The 18199-nt window shown below is 64.0% G+C and carries 17 protein-coding genes and 1 pseudogene; 10 read left to right on the forward strand and 8 right to left on the reverse strand.

Annotation, left to right across the window (positions count from 1 at the left end; translation table 11 throughout):
• A partial coding sequence (locus HU729_RS20830) for a class I SAM-dependent methyltransferase (RefSeq protein ID WP_186711422.1) occupies positions 1-788 on the reverse strand: 788 nt, incomplete at its 3' end.
• A gap of 84 nt (positions 789-872) precedes the next feature.
• Here HU729_RS20830 and HU729_RS20835 point away from each other — a divergent pair.
• Positions 873-1244 (forward strand): GFA family protein, encoded by a 372-nt coding sequence (locus HU729_RS20835; RefSeq protein WP_186711423.1) that lies wholly within the window; start codon positions 873-875, stop codon positions 1242-1244.
• Positions 1245-1275: 31 nt separating this feature from the next.
• Here the strand turns inward: HU729_RS20835 and HU729_RS20840 are convergent, their stop codons facing one another.
• Positions 1276-3369: a TonB-dependent receptor gene (locus HU729_RS20840; protein WP_186668886.1), complete on the reverse strand. Its 2094-nt coding sequence runs from the start codon at positions 3367-3369 to the stop codon at positions 1276-1278.
• Between the two features lie 255 nt (positions 3370-3624).
• Between HU729_RS20840 and HU729_RS20845 the strand changes: the two genes are divergently transcribed.
• Positions 3625-4323, forward strand: coding sequence for a YoaK family protein (locus HU729_RS20845; RefSeq protein ID WP_186711424.1), 699 nt, complete (start codon positions 3625-3627; stop codon positions 4321-4323).
• Position 4324: 1 nt separating this feature from the next.
• Here the strand turns inward: HU729_RS20845 and HU729_RS20850 are convergent, their stop codons facing one another.
• The 4 genes and pseudogenes from HU729_RS20850 to HU729_RS20865 form a co-directional block, all read right to left on the reverse strand.
• The gene (locus tag HU729_RS20850) at positions 4325-4675 is read right to left on the reverse strand and encodes a hypothetical protein (protein WP_186668884.1); all 351 of its coding nucleotides are present in this window, start codon (positions 4673-4675) and stop codon (positions 4325-4327) included.
• Positions 4676-4865: 190 nt separating this feature from the next.
• A pseudogene (locus tag HU729_RS20855) lies at positions 4866-5361 on the reverse strand (methyl-accepting chemotaxis protein); the annotation flags it as partial.
• Positions 5362-5608: 247 nt separating this feature from the next.
• Complete coding sequence (locus HU729_RS20860) at positions 5609-6940, reverse strand: OprD family porin (RefSeq protein ID WP_186711425.1); 1332 nt, start codon at positions 6938-6940, stop codon at positions 5609-5611.
• Between the two features lie 25 nt (positions 6941-6965).
• Positions 6966-7454, reverse strand: a complete 489-nt coding sequence (locus tag HU729_RS20865) for a VOC family protein (protein ID WP_186711426.1) — start codon at positions 7452-7454, stop codon at positions 6966-6968.
• 106 nt (positions 7455-7560) lie between these two features.
• On the opposite strand from HU729_RS20865, the gene HU729_RS20870 reads away from it, so the two are divergent.
• Positions 7561-8460, forward strand: a complete 900-nt coding sequence (locus tag HU729_RS20870) for a LysR family transcriptional regulator (RefSeq protein WP_186711427.1) — start codon at positions 7561-7563, stop codon at positions 8458-8460.
• Positions 8461-8570: 110 nt separating this feature from the next.
• The gene (locus tag HU729_RS20875) at positions 8571-9350 is read left to right on the forward strand and encodes a TSUP family transporter (protein WP_186711428.1); all 780 of its coding nucleotides are present in this window, start codon (positions 8571-8573) and stop codon (positions 9348-9350) included.
• Between the two features lie 8 nt (positions 9351-9358).
• On the opposite strand, the gene nudC is transcribed toward HU729_RS20875, so the two are convergent.
• Both nudC and HU729_RS20885 read right to left on the reverse strand, forming a co-directional pair.
• A complete protein-coding gene (nudC, locus tag HU729_RS20880) occupies positions 9359-10189 on the reverse strand; it encodes an NAD(+) diphosphatase (RefSeq protein ID WP_186668880.1) in 831 nt (276 codons plus the stop codon).
• Between the two features lie 36 nt (positions 10190-10225).
• Positions 10226-11038: a crotonase/enoyl-CoA hydratase family protein gene (locus tag HU729_RS20885; RefSeq protein ID WP_186668879.1), complete on the reverse strand. Its 813-nt coding sequence runs from the start codon at positions 11036-11038 to the stop codon at positions 10226-10228.
• A 199-nt stretch (positions 11039-11237) separates the two neighbouring features.
• On the opposite strand from HU729_RS20885, the gene HU729_RS20890 reads away from it, so the two are divergent.
• The 6 genes from HU729_RS20890 (at position 11238) to HU729_RS20915 (ending at position 18155) form a co-directional block, all read left to right on the forward strand.
• Entirely contained in the window at positions 11238-11855 is a 618-nt protein-coding gene (locus HU729_RS20890; protein WP_186711429.1) for a dihydrofolate reductase family protein, read from the forward strand.
• A 77-nt stretch (positions 11856-11932) separates the two neighbouring features.
• Positions 11933-12898: an MBL fold metallo-hydrolase gene (locus HU729_RS20895; RefSeq protein ID WP_186711430.1), complete on the forward strand. Its 966-nt coding sequence runs from the start codon at positions 11933-11935 to the stop codon at positions 12896-12898.
• Positions 12899-12999: 101 nt separating this feature from the next.
• Positions 13000-13428 carry a DUF2231 domain-containing protein gene (locus tag HU729_RS20900; RefSeq protein WP_065861821.1) on the forward strand — a complete coding sequence of 143 codons (429 nt, stop codon included), beginning with the start codon at positions 13000-13002 and terminating at the stop codon, positions 13426-13428.
• Complete coding sequence (locus tag HU729_RS20905; RefSeq protein ID WP_186711431.1) at positions 13425-14717, forward strand: sorbosone dehydrogenase family protein; 1293 nt, start codon at positions 13425-13427, stop codon at positions 14715-14717. Before HU729_RS20900 ends, HU729_RS20905 begins: the two co-directional genes overlap by 4 nt.
• A 289-nt stretch (positions 14718-15006) precedes the next feature.
• Positions 15007-16359 (forward strand): glycerol-3-phosphate transporter, encoded by a 1353-nt coding sequence (gene glpT / locus HU729_RS20910; protein WP_186668874.1) that lies wholly within the window; start codon positions 15007-15009, stop codon positions 16357-16359.
• Positions 16360-16826: 467 nt separating this feature from the next.
• Complete coding sequence (locus HU729_RS20915) at positions 16827-18155, forward strand: OprD family porin (protein WP_186711432.1); 1329 nt, start codon at positions 16827-16829, stop codon at positions 18153-18155.
• The last annotated feature ends 44 nt before the right edge of the window (positions 18156-18199 follow it).

An 18199-nucleotide genomic window follows, 5' to 3' on the forward strand; every position in this document is an offset into this window, starting at 1 on the left:
GGCAGGCGCTCGGGCCGCTCGGCCAGGCGCCACTCGCCGTCTTCGCCCTTGAGCATCTGCCCAGGCAACGCCTCCCACGGGATGCTCCGGTGCTCGACCAGGGCGGTCAGTTGCATGCCCTGCTCAAGCAGCGCCGTGATGATTTCACCGAGGCCGCGGTTCCAGGAATGGGTCTCGGTCTGCGCCAGGCGATGCTCGCTTTCGACGTAGGTCTGGTCGCTGTGGAAGATGACCGGCGCCTCGTGCTCGAAGTACGGAAAGTCGACCTGCAGGCGATCGGCGTGGGTTTCGTCGAGCGTCCACAGCATAGGATGGCCCTCACGCAGGAACAGCCGCCCTCCCGGCTTGAGCAACGCCGCGACGTTCTGCGCCCAGCGCTGGATGTCCGGCAGCCAGCACAGGGCGCCGATCCCGGTGTAGATCAAGTCATAGCTCGCCTTGGGCAGCACCTCGCTGGCGCGGTAGACGTCCGCCTCGACATAGTCGATCTCCACGCCACAACGCTCGGCCAGCAACCGCGCCTGCGCCAGCGATGCCGGCGAAAAATCCAGCCCGCTGACCTGCGCGCCCAGGCGCGCGAGCGACAAGGTGTCGGTGCCGATATGGCATTGCAGGTGCAAGGTCTTGAGGCCTTGGATATTGCCCAGGCGCGGCAGGTCGAAGCGCACGACTTCCGAAAGATGCGTGGCAGACTGCACGAAGCATTCGACTTCATAGCCCGGCGAGGCGGCGTGCAACGGCGCCCGCTCGTCCCAATTGGCGCGGTTGAGTTCCAGTGACGGATTCATGGACACTTCCCTGTGCGGAAAACCGCCACGTTAACCGGCCAGGGTGCAGGCCGACAACCTGCCATTCAAGGAGAGAGCGACAGAATGAAGACCTACAAGGGCGGCTGCCTGTGCGGTGCGATCCGCTTCGAGGCAGATGGGCCGACGGGCAATCCCCACCACTGCTCGTGCCGCTGGTGTCAGCAGCATACCGGGGCACTGGTGGCGAGCTGGGTGGAATTCGATCGTGCGCGGGTGCGCTGGGTGGGTGCTGGCGGAGCACCCGACACCTGGCGCTCTTCGGATTATTCCAGTCGGGCGTTCTGCCGGTGCTGCGGCAGTTCGATCGGGGCAATTGACGATGCGCCAACGGTGGCGTTGCTGCTGGGGTGTTTCGATGAGATCGAGGACGAGCAGCTGGTGCCGACCGGGCATTCGTTCGAGGACCGCTGCCCGGAGTGGATGCGTCAAGGTTGATGAGGTTGGGACCGCTGTGCGGTCCCTCAGGTCACAGCGACAAACTCATGCTCACACTCAGGTTGCGCGGTTCGCCCGGCATGTTCCACGCCGCGTTGTAGCCGCGCTCGTAGTACTTGCGGTCGAAGACGTTGTTCAGGTTCACCCCGAAACTCAACTGCTCGCTGGCCTTGTAGTGCGCCAGCAAGTCCAGCGTGCTGTACGCCGGCAAGCGCAGGTCGCCACCCGCCTGCCCGGAACGCTCGCCCACGTAGTTGGCCGAGGCGCCGACATCCGAGCCCCGCAGCCAGCCATTCTGGAACTCGTGCACCACCATCAGGCTGCCGCTGTGCCGTGGAATGCCCAACAGGTCGCTGCCCTTGGGCAGTGCTGCATCGCCCTTGGTGACCTCGGCATCGATGTAGGCATAGGCACCGATCACCCGCACGGCCTCGGTGAGCTGCCCGCTGAACTGCACGTCCAGCCCCTGGCTGCGCGCCTTGCCAGCAGCGATGCTTTCACCGAAGGCATCGGTGGTGACGACGTTTTCCTTGTCGATGCTGAACAACGCGACAGTCGCACCGAGCCGACTGTCGAACAGGTCGAGCTTCAGACCTGTCTCATAGCCCAGCCCTTTCTCAGGCTTGTACACCTGGCCCTGGGTGCCGATGGCGTTGGGTTTGAACGAGGTGGAGGCATTGGCGAACACCCCAACTTCGGGCGTCCATTGATACAACAGCCCCACACGCGGTGTTGCGACTTCCTTGACCTGGCTGTTGCTTACCCCGGTGGCACGGTTCAGCGCAGTCTGCTCGACCCGCTCCAGGCGCACACCGAGCAGGCCACGCCAACGCTCGTCGAAGATGATCTGATCTTGCAGGTTGAGGGCCTGGCTTTCGGTGCGTTCGAAGAAGTCGTTGGGGTTGATCAGCGGCGGCTTGGGCTGCCCGTAGACCGGCTGGTAGATGTCCAGCCCGTAGCCGAGCGACGTGGCGCTCTGTGGGTATTTCTGGCTGTTGCGGTAGTTCTCGTACTCCAGGCCGATCAGGCTCTGGTGCTGCCAGCCGAGAAAATCGAACTGCCCGTGCAGTTCGGCCTGGGTGATGTTGTCGTTCCACTCGAAATTGCGCTCGCGGTAGAAACGGCTGATCGTCTGGCCGACTACCCGCGACGGCTCCGAACTGTTGCCGCGCAGATGGCCCTGGGTGTAGTGGTTGGCCAGGCGCAGTTTCCAGTTGTCGTTCAGGTGACGTTCCAGGGCCAGGTCAAGGGTCTGGTTGTCGTTGCGAATGTGGCCGTCGTTGGGCTCGCCGAGAAAGGTCGAGCGCTTCACTGAACCCAACTGATTGTTGACCGCAGGAATGCCCCGGTCGAACACCGATTCGGTGCGCGAGAACTCGGCATCCAGCAACAGGCGCGTGTCAGGGTCGAGTTGCCAGATAAGCGAGGGGCTGACGATCTGTCGGCGGCTGTCGACGTGATCACGGAAGCTGCCGTTGTCCTCCACTGCCAGGTTGATGCGCGACAGCAGGCGCCCCTCCTCGTCCAGCGGCGTGTTGACGTCCAGGCTGCCGCGGTAGCGATCCCAGGTCCCGGCGCTGGCCTTCAGGCGCGTGAACGCCTCTTCCTGCGGACGCTTGCTGACGATATTGACCAGGCCGCCCGGATCGCCGCGCCCGTAGAGGCTGGCGGCCGGGCCCTTGAGCACTTCGATGCGCTCGATGGTCGAGGTGTCCGGTGCACTGTAGCTGCCGCGGTTGATGGCAAAGCCGTTCTTGTACAACTCACCGGTGGTGAAACCGCGCACGCTGTAGTTGAGGAAGGTCAAGCCACCGAAGTTGTTCTGCCGGGTGACGCCACCGGCAAAGTCCAGGGCACGGTCGATGCGCGTGCTGTTGAGGTCTTCAAGCACCTGGCTGGGCACCACGGCGATGCTCTGCGGCGTGTCGCGCACATCGGTATCGGTGCGCGTCGCGGTGCTCGAGCGGGTGGCGCGGTAGCCCTGCACCGGGCCGTCCGCGCGCTCCTGCAGATGACTGTCGCTGACGGTCAGGGCCTCGAGTATTACAGGTTCGGCAGCACTGCCGGGCAGGCCGAACACAGACAGGGAAAAACCCAGGCAGAGCCGGGCGGGGGAAAGTTTCATCAACGACGCTCCTAAATTTCATGTAATAACATATCAATTTATGAAAGATGCGAGGAGTACCCGGATGAGAAAAAACCGCATTTGCCCGTCAACCTGTAGTTTACGGCTCGGGTATACTCGCGCTTCCGGCCCGCTTCCAGGAACCGCCCCATGGTTGAAAACAGCTTTGCCTTCCGCTTCCAGGCATTGCTCGAACACCACAAGCTGACCCTGCAAGCCGAGGGGCGGTTGGGCTGATTCAGGGAGAGAGCTGCGATGCTACCGGGAACTGCGTCACTCGACAGCCAGCGTCAACAGCGGGTACAGCGCCGCGGCACGGTGGGGTTGTACTTCGTTGCCGCCTTGTCGGTACTCGCCGGCATGACCGATGCCATCGGTTTCATGGCCACCGGCGATTTCGTTTCGTTCATGAGCGGCAACACCACGCGCCTGGCGGCCTCGCTGGGCAGCGCCGAGCTGGGGCCGGTGCTGCGCCTGGCGCTGGTGATCGCGGCGTTCGTGCTGGGCAACGCACTGGGGGTGATCGTTGCCGCCAGAAGCGGTCGGCGCCACTGGCCGTTGCTGGGTGTGATCGCCCTGCTGCTGGCGGTCGCCGGCATGGTGCCAGAGCCCATGCAACTGCTCGCGCTACTGGCGGCGGTGACCGCGATGGGCATGATCAATGCGGTGGTCGAGGAAGTGAACGGCCTGCCGATCGGGCTGACCTACGTCACCGGCGCGCTGTCGCGTTTCGGTCGCGGCTTGGGCCGCAGCCTGTTGGGTCAACAACGGCTCGGGTGGCGCGTGCAACTGGTGCCCTGGAGCGGCATGTTCATCGGGGCGGTGTTGGGGGTGTTGCTGGAACAGCGCTTCGAGCGTGCGGCACTGCTGGCCAGCGCGCTGACCGCCCTGCTGCTTGCCGTGGTCTCGTGGAAGATTCCACGGCGTTGGCAGTTGCGCTACATGCCACGCTGACTCACAGGCAGGTCGCCGCCGCAGCCTTGCGCTGCAGTGCAACCATGTCGTTCTTGCGGGCGTAGTAATCGACCCGGGTCCCGCCGGCCTGCGGGTAGACGTCAACGAAGGACTCCGCCTCGCGGGTGTACACCGTCAAGCCACCGCCCTTGCGCGTTTCCAGGTAACCACTGGCGTCAACGCCGAAGCGCGACTCTTCCTGCCAACTGAACTGGATGCACTGGGCCACCAGCTCCGGCGCTTTCTGCGAGTCGAGGCGCGCGCTCGGCTGGCCGTTGCGCGCGGCCTCCATGGTCGACGAAGCGCAGCCAATCAACATCAGGGCTGCAGCCATCGGCAGTAGTGCTCGCATGTTCCATCCTCGGGGCAAAAAAGAAGCGACTGTAGCACTGGCGGTGATCGCGCGTGAATGCTCGGGCAGCGAAGTGCATCATGCCAGGGTTCCGCTGGCCCTCCTGCCGTGCTGCGCCTGAGGCCCGGACGACCATCGCCCTTGCCGGCGTTGACCACAGCTAAGGTGGGGAGGCGCGGCTTACCCGCAATCACACCACGAACCGCTCGACCATCTCCTGCAACTGCTCCCCCAACCGCGCCAGCTCGGCGCTCGAGGCCGCTGTTTCTTCACTGGCCGCTGCCGTCTGCTCACACACCTGGCGCACACCCAGCACATTGCTGGCTGATCTCCTCGGCCACCAGGCTCTGCTGTTCGGCGGCAGCAGCAATCTGCTGGTTCATCCCCTGAATGCTCGACACCGCCTGGGTGATGCTGCCCAGCGCCACCCCGGCCTGACGCGTAAGCTCGACACTGCGCTCGGTCAAGCCACGCCCGGCATCCATGATCGTAGCCGCCTGTTCGGCACCACTGCGCAGGCCCTCGACCAGCGCTTCGATTTCCTCGGTGGACTGCTGTGTACGCTGGGCGAGGCTGCGCACCTCGTCGGCCACCACGGCAAAACCACGCCCCGCCTCCCCTGCCCGTGCCGCCTCGATGGCGGCATTCAAGGCCAGCAGGTTGGTCTGTTGCGCGATGTCTTCCAGGTGATCGCTGCTGCCGATCAACTTGACCAGGCTGGACCCGCTCTGCAGCGCGAGGACCACAGTGAGGGCCAGCACCAGGGCAAAGCCCAGCGCCAGTTTGAGCTTGATGCCCAGGTTGCCGAGCCAGTGGGTCATGGGGAGTCTCGAAGTCGATGATAGGGGTTGACGGTGCCGGCCCCTTGCAGGCAAACCCGCCCTCACAGGCGCGGGCTTGCTGCGATGGGGCCGCGAAGCGGTCGGCTGTGCTTCAGAACAACGGCAAGCTGTAGGTGATGTAGAGACGGTTCTCGTCCAGGTCACGCTGGTTGGCGTAGGTGCTGCGCAAGCTGGCGTTGCGCCAGGAGAACGACAGGCCCTTGAAGGTCTCGCCCTGCACGGCATAGGTCACCCAGAAATCGCGTTCCCATTCATGCTGGTCGCCCTGCGCCGACTTGATGTTGTCGCCGCGCTGGTAGGCCAGCAGCGTCGTCAGGCCCGGAATGCCGACAGCGGCGAAGTTGTAGGTGTGCTGCGCCACCCAGGTCCGCTCCCCGGCTTTCTGGAAACGCGCGCCGGTCTGGCGGTCGGTGATCAGGTAGGTGGCCGAGCCATCGCCCTGGTTGACGAAGGGGAAATCGCTGTCGCCTTCGAGCTGCTGGTAACCCAGGCTGAATCCATGACCGCCGAGGCTGTAGGTGAACAACCCGGCGAACGCCTGGTTGTCGACTTTGCCGTTATTGCCGAAACCGGCACTGCGATAGCCCTCGGCGCGCCCGGCCACACTGCCGTTGCGCCCCGACGGCCCACTGTCGAAGTAGCGCAGGTCGGTCTTGAGGCTGCCCACCGGCAATGCCAGTTGGTGCACCAGGCCGACAAAGTGCTGGCGGTAGAAGTCCTCAAGCTCGCCGTAGTAGTACTGCAAGGTCAGGTCGCGGCTCACGGCGTAGTCGACGCCGAAGAAGTTGAACGCATTGCTGCGCTTGCCCGACGGCCCGCCCGCCCCGGCGATCGCCATGCCTTCGTTGTTCGACGAGTTGCGGCTCTTGACCCGCTGGATCTGCCCGCCGGTGAAGGTGAAGTTGTCCAGGTCGCGCGAGGTGATCTGCAGGCCTTCGAAGGTTTCCGGCAACAGGCGACCGTCGTTGAGCGTCAGCACCGGCATCTTCGGACGCAACGTGCCGAGCCGCGCCTCGGTCTTGGCAACGCGCAGCTTGCCGGTCACGCCCAGGGTGCTGAACTCATCGACCGCACGACCATCGCTGTCGGTGGGAAACGCCAGGCCACCGCGATTGGTACTCTGCGGGTTGTAGTGGGTGCCCTTGCCCGAATCCAGACGGATGCCAAGCATGCCCAGGGCATCGACACCGACACCGACGGCGCCCTCGGTGTAGCCGGAAGTGAAGTCGAACAGAAAGCCCTGGCCCCACTCCTCCTGCTTGGACGGGTTGGCGCTGCCGCTGCGATTGTCCTGGTTAAAGTAGATGTTGCGCATTTCCAGGCGCGCGCGTGAATCCTCGATCAGGCCGGCGGCCTGGGTGGTCAGGGGGGCCAGCGCCAGGGCGATCAGCCCGGGAACGGAAGAAGACCGTTTGCAAGACATACTGTGTGTTCCTCGTTTCTTGTTGTTATGTGCAGCGCCGAACACCGGGCGCAGGCAAGCCGCGCCCGACGCCGCTTCTGTCAGGAAGCGGGCGCTGGTGTTCGATCAGGGACCAGGAGCGCGCGGGAGGCGCTTCAGCCGGCCAGCTGGCATGGGGGCGCAGCACCAGTTCGATGTTGTTGCCGCTGTGGTCCTTGAAGCGGATCAGCTCGTTGACGTGGCGCACCTCGGCGTCTTCACGTGAGCCATGCACCACCTTGAAGGCATTGCGCTCGAGCAGCACGGCAGCGTGCTCCAGCTCATCGCTGCTGGTGACCTCGAAGGCGGTGGTGGTTTCACGCGGGTCGCCCTCGTAGTAGCACAGTGTGTGGTCGCGGCTGTCGGAGCGAAAATACACCGCACCGTTGGCCTCGCGGGCCACCTGCAAACCGAGGATCTGCGTCGCGTAGCGGCGTGCGTCGTCCAGGTTGGCGGTCCCCAGGCGCACGTAGCGGATATCGTGCAGGTTGATCATGGGTGGAGTCCCTTGGTTTTATTTTTGTCTGGACTCATCCTCGCAACCGGCGCTTAATCGCAGAAGCTAATTCTCTTTATTCGCACTATTTGATTTGATTATAGAGATGCGCACCGACCTCAATCTGCTACGCGTCCTGCTGGCCGTCTACGAAACCGGCAACGTCACCGCTGCGGCGAAACAGCTGGGCATCAGCCAGCCCGCCGCCAGCGCCGCCCTCGCCCGTCTGCGCCATTCGCTGCAGGATCCGCTGTTCATCCGCTCCGGTGCCGGCATGGAGGCCACGCCACGAGCCCAGGGCATCATCGAGCGCACCCGCGAAGTCATCGAAATCATCGACCGTGACATCCTCAGCAGCCCGACCTTCGACCCCGCCATCGCCGAAGACGAGTTCGTGTTCTGCCTGAGCGAGATCGGCGAGGTGGTGTTCCTGCCGCCGTTGTTCCAGAAGCTGCGCCAGCTCGCGCCACGCGTTCGCCTGCGCACGCTCAGCCTGGCGCCCGATGCGCTCACCGACAGCCTGCATGACGGCAAGGTCGATGCCGTGCTCGGTTACTTCCCCGACCTCACGGCCCCCAACATCTACCAGCAACGGCTGTTCTCCCACGACCTCACCTGCATGCTGCGCCGCGGTCACCCACTGGCCCGCGAGCGCCTGGCGCTCGAGGATTTCGCCCGCATGGAGCACCTGCAGGTGCGCGTCGGCTGCCGCCGCCAGGAGATGTTCGAGGCGCACCTGAACGAAGCGGGGATCAAGCGCAACATCGTGCTCGAGACCTCGCACTACATGAGCGTGCCCTCGATCATCGAGCAGTCCGACCTGGTGGTGGTACTGCCGCGCACCGTGGCCAACCTGTACCTGGATACCGTGAACGTGCAGATCGTCGAGCCGCCGGTAGAGATCCCCTGCTACGACCTCAAGCAGTTCTGGCACGCACGCTTCCAGCAGGCGCCACGCAGTGTGTGGTTGCGCCGGGTGATCAGCGAGTTGTTTGCGCAGGGCTAGAAGCAACGGACGCCCGAGCACGCTGGCAAGGGCGCGCCCCGAGGGCTACCATGTGCAGCCTCTGGCGCGACCTTTTGCCGCGCCCTCGCCTGCAGCCTGAAAGCCGTCCCATGCCCTTCGAACTCACCGTAGAACCGCTTATCCTGCTGATCCTCGCCGCAGTGGCCTTCGTCGCCGGTTTCATCGATGCCATTGCCGGTGGTGGTGGCCTGCTCACCACCCCCGCCCTGCTCACCGCCGGCATGCCGCCGCACCTGGTGCTGGGCACCAACAAGCTCAGCTCGACCTTCGGCTCGGCCACCGCCGGGTTCACCTACTACCGGCGCAAGTTGTTCCACCCGGCCCGGTGGCGCCTGGCAATCGTCGGCACCCTGAGCGGCGCGCTGATCGGCGCGGTGATCGCCCACTACATGCCCGCCGAATGGCTGAACAAGATGCTGCCGGTGATCGTCTTCGCCTGTGGCCTGTACCTGCTATTCGGCGGCACCCCCAAGGCGCCGCTGGATGCCGATGCACCGATCAGGAAAAAATGGCAGTTCCCCCAGGGTTTCAGCCTAGGTTTCTACGACGGCGTGGCAGGCCCCGGCACGGGTGCGTTCTGGACGGTAAGCACACTGCTGCTCTACCCCATCGACCTGGTACGTGCCAGTGGTGTGGCGCGCAGCATGAACTTCGTCAGCAACATCGCGGCGCTGACGGTGTTCGTGATTTCCGGGCAAGTGGACTATATCGTCGGCCTGGCCATGGGCGTGTCGGTGATGATCGGCGCGTTCTTCGGCGCCCGCACCGCGATCAGCGGCGGCAGCAAGTTCATTCGCCCGGTGTTCATCACCGTGGTGCTGGCACTGACCGTGCGCCTGGCCTGGCAGCATTGGTTCGGCCAGGCCTGAGGGCTGAGTCAGGTCGGCAGCACCGGCTCCGCCAACCCCAGCCGCCGCGCCACGTACAGGTCGATCAGGTAACGGGCGATGGAGCGCCCAGCGGGCAATGGCGGCAGGTCGTGTACGCTGAACCACTGGGCATCCTCGATCTCGTCAGGCTGCATGACGATCTCGCCGCCCGCGTACTCGGCGTGGAAGCCCAGCATCATCGAATGCGGGAACGGCCAGCACTGGCTGCCCACGTACTGGATGTTCTTGACCTGCACCGCCACTTCCTCGCGCACTTCGCGCACCAGGCAATCCTCAGCCGACTCGCCCGGTTCGGCAAAGCCGGCCAGGGTGCTGTACACCCCGGTGACGAAGCGCGGTGAACGCGCCAGCAGGATTTCGTCGCCACGGGTCACCAGCACGATCATGCTGGGCGAGATGCGCGGGTAGCTGCGCAGGTCGCAGGCCTGGCAGTACATCGCCCGCTCCCAGCGGATCTGCGTCATCGGCTGGCCGCAACTGCCGCAGAAACGATGCTCGCGCGCCCAGGTGCCGATCTGTGCGGCATAACCCAGCAGCTTGTAGGTGTCGAAGTCGCCTTCGAGCATGAACTGGCGCAGGCCGCGCCAGCTCATGCCCGGCAGTTCGCTGGCAGTGCGCAGCTCCAGGAGGAACACCGGCTCGCCGTCGAAATGACCGATACCGTGCTCGCAGAGCACGTCCAGCTCCTGGCGCTTGAGCCAGTCACGCGGGAACAACGCACCGTTGTCATCCACCAGGAACCCCGCAGGGCTGCGGGCGACGGCCAGGCCGCCAGCGGTCTGCGGGTCGAGTACTGCGGTAGTCCAGCGTGCTGACATGTTCGGCTCTCTTCAGGCGCGTACGCCGTCAGGAGGTCAGTCGGCGAACGTCGGTTTCTGTTTGTTCATATGGGCCGCCACCGCGACCCGCAGGTCTTCTGACTGCAGCATGGCAGCGTTCCAGGTGGCGATGTACTGCAGGCCATCGTCGATACGATGGTCGCGCATGTAGCTGATCATTTCCTTGGTACCGGCCACGGCGATGGGCGATTTTCCTGCAATTTCCCGGGCGATGGCAAAGACTCCGTCGAGCAATGCCGCCTGGTCGTCATACACCCGGTTGACCAGGCCGATGCGCAACGCCTCGTTGGCATCGATCATACGCCCGGTGTAGGCCAGCTCACGCATCATGCCGTCGCCGATGATACGTGGCAAACGTTGCAGGGTGCCGACATCGGCGGCCATGCCCATGTCGATTTCCTTGATCGAGAACTGCGCATCGGCGCTGCAATAGCGCATGTCGCAGGCCGACACCAGGTCGATGGCACCGCCGATGCAATAGCCCTGGATCGCCGCCAGCACCGGCTTGCGGCATTTGTCGACAGCCGTGAACGAGCTTTGCAGACGCAGGATGGTACGGCGCAGCAGGCGCGCATTGCGGCCGGCGTCCTTGCCCATCTGTCCGGCCAGCGAGGCCAGCATCATCAGGTCGATCCCCGAGGAAAAATGCTTGCCCGCGCCACTGACAACCACCGCACGCACCGCCTCGGTGTCGTCGACCCACTGGAAGATCTCTACGATTTCCTCCCAGAAGGCAGCGTTCATCGCGTTGATTTTTTCCGGGCGATTGATCTGCACATGGGCGATGTTGTCGGTCAGTTCGACCTTGAACGCGGTGTACTCGGTCACGGGCGGCACTCCTGTGGGGAAAGGGTTCACGCGCCGGACTATAACGCACCTGCAAGGCGATGCTTGTGCCAAAGGCGGGACTGATTGCCAGTGGTAAAGAACAGGCTGTCGATTCGCGCCCTGCCCGTTCGACCAATGTTCAGGCACCGCAGTGACCTATTCTTCCACTGCCCCGAACACCCCTCGCGAGGACATACCCATGCGCACACTCATCGTTGCCGCGTTCGTCAGCCTGGACGGCGTCATGCAAGCACCCGGCGGCCCGCAGGAAGACACCAGCCAAGGCTTCGGTTTCGGCGGCTGGCTCGTACCCTACGCCGACGAAACCTTTGGCCATGTCATGCAAGCGCTGTTCAGCCAGCCTTTCGAGTTGCTGCTGGGGCGGCGGACCTACGACATCTTTGCCGACTACTGGCCCAAGGTCGGTGCGGATTCGGACAACACGCCCATGGCCGAGCTGTTCAACAAGGTGCCCAAGCACGTCGCCACCCATCACCCCGACACCCTCGACTGGCAAAACAGCCGCGCCTTGGGCGCTGACGTGATCCAGGCCGTGCGCGCGCTCAAGCAGCAGGACGGCCCGGCACTGCTCACCCAAGGCAGCGCCGAACTGGTGCAGCAACTGTTGGCAGCCGGATTGGTGGACGAGCTGCGCCTGTTGATCAACCCGGTGATGCTCGGGCACGGCAAACGGCTGTTCGCAGACAACGCGCAACCGGCGGCCTTGAGCCTGGTCGAGTCCTTGAGCTCGCCACGCGGGGTACTGCTCGCCCATTACCGACGCAGTGGCGAGGTGCAGACCGGCAGCTTTGCCTGACACACTGCCTACCGCGAGTTGTGCCCACAGGCGTGTCGCGCCTTAGAATGGGCCAACACTCTCTGGAAGCATTTCACATGGACCTGCTGTTTCTGGGCACCAGCGCCGGGGCGCCTACCAAGGCGCGCAATGTCAGCGCCACGGCCGTCATCGACACCAGCGGCAGCGGCTGGTATTTGGTCGATTGCGGCGAGGCCACCCAGCACCAGCTCCTGCACACGCCGTTGTCGGTCCGCGACCTTCGCGCGATCTTCATCACCCACGTGCATGGCGACCACTGCTTCGGTCTGCCCGGTCTGCTGGCCAGCGCCGGTATGTCCGGGCGCAGCAAGCCACTCGAGCTGATCCTGCCAACTGTCCTGCACGACTGGGTGCGCCAGAGCCTTTCGGTCAGCGACACCTACCTGCCCTTCGAGCTGTGCCTGCACGCTGCCGAAACCTTCGGCAACTGGAGCAACGCCAGCCTGCAGGTCAATGCGGTCGAGCTGTCCCACCGAGTCCCGAGCCGTGGTTATGTGTTCACCGAGATCAATCCCGAGCCGCGCCTGGACATCCCGCGCCTGGAGGCCGACGGCATCCCGCGCGGCCCGCTGTGGGGCGAGCTGGCAAAGGGCATTGCCGTGGTTCACGAGGGCCGCAGGCTCTATCCACGGCACTACCTGCGCCCCTCCCGACCGGCGCGACGGGTCATCGTCTGTGGCGACAACGATCGCCCCGAGCTGTTGGCAGAAGTTGCCAAGGGCGCGGATGTACTGGTGCACGAAGCGACCTTCACCCAGCCACTGATCGAGCGCACCGGCATCAGCTTCGGACACAGCAGTGCCGAGGCGGTGGCGAAATTCGCCCAATCGGCTGGGGTCAAGAACCTGGTGTTGACTCACTTCAGCGCCCGTTACCAGGGCGATCCACGGCGCAGCCCGTGCATCGATGATCTCCACGCCGAAGCCCAGGCCCACTACGACGGCAGCTTGATCCTGGCGCGCGATCTTCAGCGCTATCACCTGGACCGGAACGGGGACTTGCTGCACGAACCAAATACTTGAGCGCGAAATTGCACTGAACCAACCGACCTGCGGCGTGATCCTTCCCTAGGCGCAGCCAGCGTAAACGCGCTGGCTTTCATCGCCAACGACAAGGAGCCGCCATGACCACGACCGTCCACGACCCCTACCGGTGCACGCCCGGGCCGCTGCATGCGACCCTGCTGGCCGGCACCGTGCCGCTGTTTCTCGGGGCATTGATCAGTGACATCGCCTACTACCAGACCTTCCAGATCCAGTGGAGCAACTTCGCCGCCTGGCTGATCGCCGGAGGGCTGCTGTTCTGCGGCCTGGCCGTGCTGTTCGCACTGGCCAATCTGGTGCGCGCCGAGCGCAAGGCCGGTCGCCCGGTGCTGTACGTGCTGCTGTTGGTGGTGACCTGGCTGCTGGGGCTGGTCAACGCCTTCGAACATGCCAAGGACGCCTGGGCGGTCATGCCCTCGGGGCTGGTGCTGTCGGTGATCGTCAGCGTGCTGGCCTGCATCGCCACCTGGGTCGGCCTGACCAACCTGCGCTCGGGAGGTGCCGCATGAAGACGCCTCTTGCCCTGTCGATCCTGAGCATGAGCCTGCTGCTGGCCGCCTGCGGTGGTGACGGCGATGCCACCCAGGCCCGCGGCCCCGACCCGAAACTTCCGGCCCCCGAACGTGGCCTGCTGCCGAGCATGAAGATCGCCGAACCGGCACTGTGGGGCGAGCAGAAACCCAAGGTGCCGGACGGCTACAGCATCACGGCCATCGCTACCGACCTGAAGATCCCGCGCCAGACCCTGATCCTGCCCAACGGCGACATCATCGTGGCAGAAGGCCGTGGCGGCAATGCCGCCAAGCTCAAGCCCAAGGATGTGATCGCCAGCCAGATCAAGGCCAAGGGCAACACCCAGGTCAAAAGCGGCAACCGCCTCACGCTGCTGCGCGATGCCGATGGCGACGGCCGCTACGAAGTGCAGACAGTGTTCGCCGACAACCTCAACGCCCCTTACGGCCTGGCGTTTGCCGATGGCAAGCTGTACGTGGCCAACCAGGATGCCCTGGTGCGCTTCGATTACCAGGACGGCCAGACCAAGGCCGATGGCCCGCCGACCACGCTTACCGAGCTGCCCTCGGCGATCAACCACCATTGGACCAAGGCGCTGACCATCAGCCCGGACGGTCGCTACCTGTATGTGGGCATCGGCTCGAACAGCAACATCACCGAGCGCGGCATGGAAGTGGAGATCGACCGCGCGATGGTCTGGCAGATCGACGCCCAGACCGGCGCGCACAAGCCCTACGCCACCGGCCTGCGCAACCCGACGGCGCTGACCATCCAGCCTGATTCGGGGCAACTGTGGGCGGTGGTCAACGAACGTGACGAGTTGGGGCCGGACCTGGTGCCCGACTACCTGACCTCGGTGCGCGAAGGCGCCTTCTACGGATGGCCCTGGAGCTACTGGGGGCAGAACGTCGATACCCGCGCGCAACCGCAGAATCCGGAGAAAGTCGCCGCCGCGATCAAGCCGGACTACAGCCTGGGTTCGCACGTCGCCGCACTGGGCGTGGATTTCTCTCTGCCGGCGATGGGCGAAAAGTTCGCCAACGGTGTATTCGTGGGCGAGCACGGCAGCTGGAACCGACCCAATCCTGTCGGCTACAAGGTGATCTTCGTGCCGTTCAGCAATGGCAAGCCAGCGGGTGAGCCAATCGACTTCGCTACCGGTTTTCGGGGTGAGGATGGCAAGACCCGCGGCCGCCCGGTGGGGGTGACAGTGGATCCGAAAGGCGCGCTGATCATCGCCGACGACCTGGCCAATACCGTGTGGCGGGTGACGCGTAATCAGTGATGCGCTAAATCAAGGCCAGCCCGCCCCCAAAGGGGGATGGCTGGCCTTGATGTTTTGAATCGCACCCGCCATGGCCCGAAACCGCCAAGCCTACCCCGCCCAGCACCACCACCGATGCCTCCAGCAAACGCAGCGACATCGCCACCCCAACAGCCAGACCCCGCCCCTGATCACGATCTGACGGAACGTTCGCAAAGCAACACTCCAGCCTCTGAAAGCGATATTTTTTTCTGTAACGAAAATGTAATATTCGCTTTCGCAGATAAAACAACAACGTTGGAGTACCCCGATGTTTGCCTTCTTCCGCCCCGCCGTGCACCGGGCGCCGCTGCCCGCTGAACAGGTCGACAGTACCTATCGCCGCCTGCGCTGGCAGATCTTCGCCGGCATCTTCTTCGGTTATGCAGGCTATTACCTGCTGCGCAAGAACTTCTCCCTGGCCATGCCTTACCTGATCGACGAGGAAGGCTACACCCGCGGTCAGCTCGGCCTGGCCATCTCGGCCATCGCCATTGCCTACGGCCTGTCCAAGTTCCTCATGGGCCTGGTGTCCGACCGCTCCAACCCCCGTTACTTCCTGCCTTTCGGCCTGCTGGTGTCGGCAGCGGTGATGTTCGTGTTCGGATTCGCACACTGGGCCACCTCCAGCGTCACCATCATGTTCATCCTGCTGTTCATCAACGGCTGGGCCCAGGGCATGGGCTGGCCGCCGAGCGGGCGGACCATGGTGCATTGGTGGTCGCAGAAAGAGCGCGGCGGCGTGGTGTCGGTGTGGAACGTGGCACATAACGTGGGTGGCGGCCTGATTGGCCCGCTGTTCATCCTCGGCCTGGGCTGGACCAACGACTGGCATGCCGCCTTCTATGTACCGGCCGCCGTGGCCGTGCTGGTGGCCGTATTCGCCTTCGTTACCATGCGCGACACCCCGCAATCGGTGGGCCTGCCGCCGATCGAGGAATACAAGAACGACTACCCCGAAGGCTACGACGCCAGCCACGAACAGGAATTCAGCGCCAAGCAGATCTTCGTCAAGTACGTGCTGCGCAACAAGATGCTCTGGTACATCGCCCTGGCCAACGTCTTCGTCTACCTGCTGCGCTACGGCGTGCTCGACTGGGCGCCGACCTACCTCAAGGAAGCCAAGCACTTCACCGTCGACAAGACCTCCTGGGCCTACTTCTTCTACGAGTGGGCAGGCATCCCCGGCACCCTGCTGTGCGGCTGGATGTCGGACAAGATCTTCCGTGGCAACCGCGGCCTGACCGGCATCGTGTTCATGGCCCTGGTCACCGTCGCCACCCTGGTGTACTGGCTCAACCCACCGGGCAACCCCACTGTCGACATGATCGCGCTGTTCTCCATCGGCTTCCTGATCTACGGCCCGGTGATGCTGATCGGCCTGCAGGCGCTGGAACTGGCGCCGAAGAAAGCCGCCGGCACCGCTGCCGGGTTCACCGGTTTGTTCGGCTACCTGGGCGGCTCGGTCGCAGCCAGTGCCGCGATGGGCTTCACCGTCGACCACTTCGGCTGGGACGGCGGCTTCGTGCTGCTGGTCGGTGCCTGCCTGCTGTCGATCGCCTTCCTGCTGCCGACACTGCGCCACACCCAGGTTGCCAGCAGCCGGCGCGAAGCGGTGGCGTGATCAACTGATATAACGCCTGCGGCAAACAACAAGGCCGGTGACATTTTTTGTCACCGGCCTTGTTGTTTCAGCGCCAGGAAAGTTGCCCCCTGCCCTTCCAGGCGCACTGAAATCAATGCGCGAAAAGATGGCTCTTCGCCACAGATCATTAAATACCAGGCATAAAAAAGCCGCCTGAGATCAGGCGGCAAACAACCAAAGGGCGATAAAGTGGAGCCCACCCAGGAGGTGCTCTAGCACGGGGGATGTCCTGAGTGCACGAATACTTTATCGGGGCCGACTTTAACCCCTTGGCCACTCGATACTGCAATCAAAAACCGTGATTTCGATTATCAACGAAACGAAATGGCATGCGCGGCGCGGCATTTGTTACTAGTAGCCCGGCATCAATACCGGCTGCACCCTTACAACAATTACATTCCTTTATTCAGACACCTGCCTCAACAATTCCAACCAAGGGGTATGACATGTCGCCATTGCGACTCTCCATGCTGAGCGCGGCGCTACTGTGCGCGCCGTTGCAAGCCGCATTCGCCGAAGCCGTTTCGAGCCAGTCCGAAGCCAAGGGATTCTTCGAAGGCAGCGAGCTGAACGCACGCCTGCGCAACTACTACTTCAACCGTGATGGCAAGTCGCAAGGCCCGGATCGCCGCGACTGGACCCAAGGCTTCATCCTCAACTACAGCTCCGGCTTCACCCAGGGCACCGTGGGCTTTGGCGTCGAAGCGTTCGGCCACCTGGCAGTCAAGCTCGACGGCGGCAAGGGCACCTCCGGCACCGGCAACCTGCCCGTCAGGGACAACGGCGCCCCCGAAGACGACTATGGCCGCGCCGGGGGCGCATTGAAGCTGCGTATCTCCAAGACCGAACTGCGCTGGGGCGACCTGCAACCCACCGCGCCGGTGTTCGCTGCCGGCGGTACACGGCTGCTGCCGCAAACGGCCACTGGCTTCAACCTGCTCAGCAGCGAGATCAAGGGGCTGGACCTGGAGGCGGGCCACTTCACTGGTGGCAACGGCCCGGTCACCACCAATGGCGACCATGGCCTGTGGGCCTCCTACGCCAACATCCAGGCCGACAGCATCGACTACATAGGCGGCAAATACGCGGTCAACGACGCCCTGTCGGTGTCGCTGTATGGCTCCAAGCTGCAGGACATCTGGCGCCAGTACTACGGCAACGCCAACTACATCCTGGCGCTGGCCGACGACCAGTCGCTGAACTTCGACTTCAACCTCTACCGCACCAACGACGATGGCCGCGCCGACGCCGGCTCGATCAACAACACCACCTGGTCGTTCTCCACCGCGTACAACTTCCTCTCGGCGCACACCATCACCCTGGCCTACCAGAAAGTGCACGGCGACACCCCGTTCGACTACGTCGCCTTCGGCATCAACGGCCCGGGAGACACCGGTGACGGAATCTTCCTGGCCAACTCCATCCAGTACTCGGACTTCAACGGCCCGGAGGAAAAGTCATGGCAGGTGCGCTACGACCTGGACATGAACACCTTCGGCGTGCCGGGGTTGAGCTTCATGGCCCGCTACGTCAACGGCCATGGCATCGACGGCAGCAAGATGGCCTCTGACAGCAAGTACCTGGGCTATGGCTATGGCGAGGATGGCAAGCATCATGAGACCAACCTCGAAGCCAAGTACGTGGTGCAGTCCGGCCCGGCCAAGGACCTGTCGGTGCGCTTGCGCGAGGCGATCCACCGGGGCAATGCCGACCAGGCCGAAGGGGATGTCAACGAGTTCCGGGTGATCGTCGACTACCCGCTGTCGATTCTCTGATCGCGACGTCAGTGCCGGCCCTATCGCGGGCAAGCCCGCTCCCA

The organism is Pseudomonas sp. RW10S2 (genome assembly GCF_014268985.1).
GTDB lineage: Bacteria > Pseudomonadota > Gammaproteobacteria > Pseudomonadales > Pseudomonadaceae > Aquipseudomonas > Aquipseudomonas wayambapalatensis.

What these genes read in the sequence shown, in the direction of transcription:
- HU729_RS20835 (WP_186711423.1), top strand. Translation starts at nt 873, where the DNA reads ATGAAGACCTACAAGGGCGGCTGCCTGTGCGGTGCGATCCGCTTCGAG.
- HU729_RS20840 (WP_186668886.1), bottom strand. Translation starts at nt 3,369, where the DNA reads ATGAAACTTTCCCCCGCCCGGCTCTGCCTGGGTTTTTCCCTGTCTGTG.
- HU729_RS20845 (WP_186711424.1), top strand. Translation starts at nt 3,625, where the DNA reads ATGCTACCGGGAACTGCGTCACTCGACAGCCAGCGTCAACAGCGGGTA.
- HU729_RS20850 (WP_186668884.1), bottom strand. Translation starts at nt 4,675, where the DNA reads ATGCGAGCACTACTGCCGATGGCTGCAGCCCTGATGTTGATTGGCTGC.
- HU729_RS20860 (WP_186711425.1), bottom strand. Translation starts at nt 6,940, where the DNA reads ATGTCTTGCAAACGGTCTTCTTCCGTTCCCGGGCTGATCGCCCTGGCG.
- HU729_RS20865 (WP_186711426.1), bottom strand. Translation starts at nt 7,454, where the DNA reads ATGATCAACCTGCACGATATCCGCTACGTGCGCCTGGGGACCGCCAAC.
- HU729_RS20870 (WP_186711427.1), top strand. Translation starts at nt 7,561, where the DNA reads ATGCGCACCGACCTCAATCTGCTACGCGTCCTGCTGGCCGTCTACGAA.
- HU729_RS20875 (WP_186711428.1), top strand. Translation starts at nt 8,571, where the DNA reads ATGCCCTTCGAACTCACCGTAGAACCGCTTATCCTGCTGATCCTCGCC.
- nudC (WP_186668880.1), bottom strand. Translation starts at nt 10,189, where the DNA reads ATGTCAGCACGCTGGACTACCGCAGTACTCGACCCGCAGACCGCTGGC.
- HU729_RS20890 (WP_186711429.1), top strand. Translation starts at nt 11,238, where the DNA reads ATGCGCACACTCATCGTTGCCGCGTTCGTCAGCCTGGACGGCGTCATG.
- HU729_RS20895 (WP_186711430.1), top strand. Translation starts at nt 11,933, where the DNA reads ATGGACCTGCTGTTTCTGGGCACCAGCGCCGGGGCGCCTACCAAGGCG.
- HU729_RS20900 (WP_065861821.1), top strand. Translation starts at nt 13,000, where the DNA reads ATGACCACGACCGTCCACGACCCCTACCGGTGCACGCCCGGGCCGCTG.
- HU729_RS20905 (WP_186711431.1), top strand. Translation starts at nt 13,425, where the DNA reads ATGAAGACGCCTCTTGCCCTGTCGATCCTGAGCATGAGCCTGCTGCTG.
- glpT (WP_186668874.1), top strand. Translation starts at nt 15,007, where the DNA reads ATGTTTGCCTTCTTCCGCCCCGCCGTGCACCGGGCGCCGCTGCCCGCT.
- HU729_RS20915 (WP_186711432.1), top strand. Translation starts at nt 16,827, where the DNA reads ATGTCGCCATTGCGACTCTCCATGCTGAGCGCGGCGCTACTGTGCGCG.